Consider the following 2,393-nt stretch of genomic DNA (forward strand, 5'->3'; position numbering starts at 1 on the left):
CGCTCCAGGTCGTCCAGCAGGTGCTCCAGCCCCCTGACAAGGTTCTCGCCGCCCGACTCCATGGTGGCGCGCAGCACTTCGGGGTTGGTCATCACGAAGTTGCTCGGCGCCATCGCGTCGACGAACTGCCGGGTGTAGAAGTCCACCTTCATCGCCGACTTGTCGTCCATCCCGTCGACGTCGCGCACGCTCGCCTGGAGGAAGCGGGCGGTCAGCAGGTAGGATTGCTTGATGAAGTCGAAGACCGTGTTCTCGTCCCAGGCGCTGTCCTTGAAGCGGCGGTCTTCCTTGGAGGGGATGATCACCGGCTCGGCTTCCTGCCCCATCAGGCGCTGGGTCGTCCGCTGCCATAGCGTCATGTAGTCGTACCAGAGCGACATCTGCGCCTGTACGAGCTTGACCGGATCGGCCATGATCCGCGTCGTCATCTCGAGAAAGGCATTGCCGATATGCAGCGGGTCCGCCGAAGCGTTGGCGTGGCCGTCGCTGGCCTGCCGCGCGAGGAATTCTGTCACCAGGTGCTGGCTGTGCTCGGCGATCCGGGCCATCGCCCGGCTTAACTCGACCGGATCAGGAAACTTCACGTCGGGGCCTTGCGTTTCGGCCATGTTTTCGGTCCTCTACGACTTATCGATACTGGCGTTCCGCCCCTGCCGTTTGGCGCATATGTCGAACGCGGGAATGCCGGGCTTGATGGACTGCGCACTTTGATACAACATCGGCGTAATTTTTTCAGCGCCGTGATGCGCGGACGGCCCGATCAAGCCGGATCGGCCCGCGCCCAATCGACGCACGGGGATACAAAAATCCACCGTCAAGGGAGACTATGCCGGCTATGGGTGACAAAAACGATAAAACGGCACCAAAATGATGGCCGCAGGAATGATTCGTCGCACGGTGCGGCAATCTTTGATCATCTTGACGATGACCATGGGTTTGGCCGGTTGTGCGGATAGCCCGGTTCTGGATCTGCTCGGCGGCGGAGCCGGACTGCCGCCCGAGGGGGCGGACCAGGGACTCATCCGCCGGGCTACGGACGAAGACAAGACTTGGCCCAACCTTGCCAGCGTACCGCCCCGGCCGACCGTCTTCAGCAAGCCGGCGGAAAGGCAGGCTCTGATGGACCGACTCAGGATCGAGCGCGGCGAGGACGTGGCGGCCGGCGCCGATCTGGACGCCCGCGCTCCGGTGGCTCCGGCCCGGCAGGCGCCGCCCTCGCTGCCGCCGATGGGAACCGACGTGCCGCCGCCGGTCGGCGCCATCCAGATCCCAAGCGCTCCCCCGGATCTTCAGCAGAGTGGCATTCAGCAGAGTGGCATTCAGTGACGTTTTGCCCTTTCCTGGCGGACAATCCGGCGCATCCTTATCTTTAGGGTACTTGGACTGCCGAAAAATCTCGATTCCGGCGCGGCGGAGCGGTACATACTGGCTCCCCGCTCCGATCCGGCCGATCGCCGTGTCGGCGTGGGCGGAGCGCATTTTTGAGAAGCGCCTGTATCTCCAGGTTTTGGGGCACCCATGACGGATAGCGAATTCCACCGAATCAAAAGATTGCCGCCGTACGTGTTCGCGGAAGTGAACGCCATGAAGGCGCGAGCCCGAGCCGCAGGCGAAGACATCATCGATTTCGGCATGGGCAACCCCGACCTGCCGACTCCCCAGCACATCGTCGACAAGCTTGTCGAGGCGGTGCAGGACCCCAAGACCCATCGCTATTCCAACTCGCGCGGCATTCCCGGCCTGCGGCGGGCGATCTGCTCCTATTACAGGAAGCGTTTCAACGTGACGCTCGATCCGGAGAGCGAGGCGATCGTCACGATCGGGTCGAAGGAGGGGCTGGCCAATCTGGCGCAGGCGATCACCAGCCCCGGCGACATCATGCTGGTGCCCAATCCCAGCTATCCGATCCATCCCTTCGGCTTCATCCTGGCCGGCGCCTCCATCCGCCACCTGCCGATCGGGCAGGGGCACAGCTTCCTGGAATCGCTGGAGCGGGCGGTCAAGCACAGCGTGCCGAAGCCGCTGGCGGTCGTCCTGAACTACCCGTCCAACCCGACGGCCGAGGTCGTGGACCTGGACTTCTACCGTCCGATCGTGGAGTTCTGCCTCAAGCACGGCATCTACATCCTGTCGGACCTGGCCTATTCGGAGATCTATTTCGACGACGTTCCGCCGCCGTCGATCCTGGAGATCCCGGAAGCCCGCGAGATCGCGGTCGAGTTCACGTCGATGAGCAAGACCTATTCCATGCCGGGCTGGCGCATCGGCTTCGCCACCGGCAACAAGAAGCTGATCACGGCGCTGGCGCGGATCAAATCATATCTCGACTACGGCGCCTTCACGCCGATCCAGGTCGCTGCCGCCGCGGCGCTCAACGGTCCGCAGGACTGCGT

At 63.4% G+C, this 2,393-nt stretch carries 2 protein-coding genes and 1 pseudogene; 2 read left to right on the forward strand and 1 reads right to left on the reverse strand.

What is annotated here, in order from left to right; translation table 11 throughout:
• Nucleotides 1-608, reverse strand: a pseudogene (locus AC5JJ6_RS23565) (class I poly(R)-hydroxyalkanoic acid synthase); the annotation flags it as partial.
• Nucleotides 609-924: 316 nt separating this feature from the next.
• On the opposite strand from AC5JJ6_RS23565, the gene AC5JJ6_RS23570 reads away from it, so the two are divergent.
• Entirely contained in the window at nt 925-1,326 is a 402-nt protein-coding gene (locus AC5JJ6_RS23570) for a hypothetical protein (protein ID WP_496044392.1), read from the forward strand.
• Between the two features lie 192 nt (nt 1,327-1,518).
• Nucleotides 1,519-2,393 (forward strand): aminotransferase class I/II-fold pyridoxal phosphate-dependent enzyme (locus AC5JJ6_RS23575; RefSeq protein WP_496044393.1); only part of this gene is annotated, 875 nt, incomplete at its 3' end.

Source organism: Skermanella sp. (genome assembly GCF_059503625.1).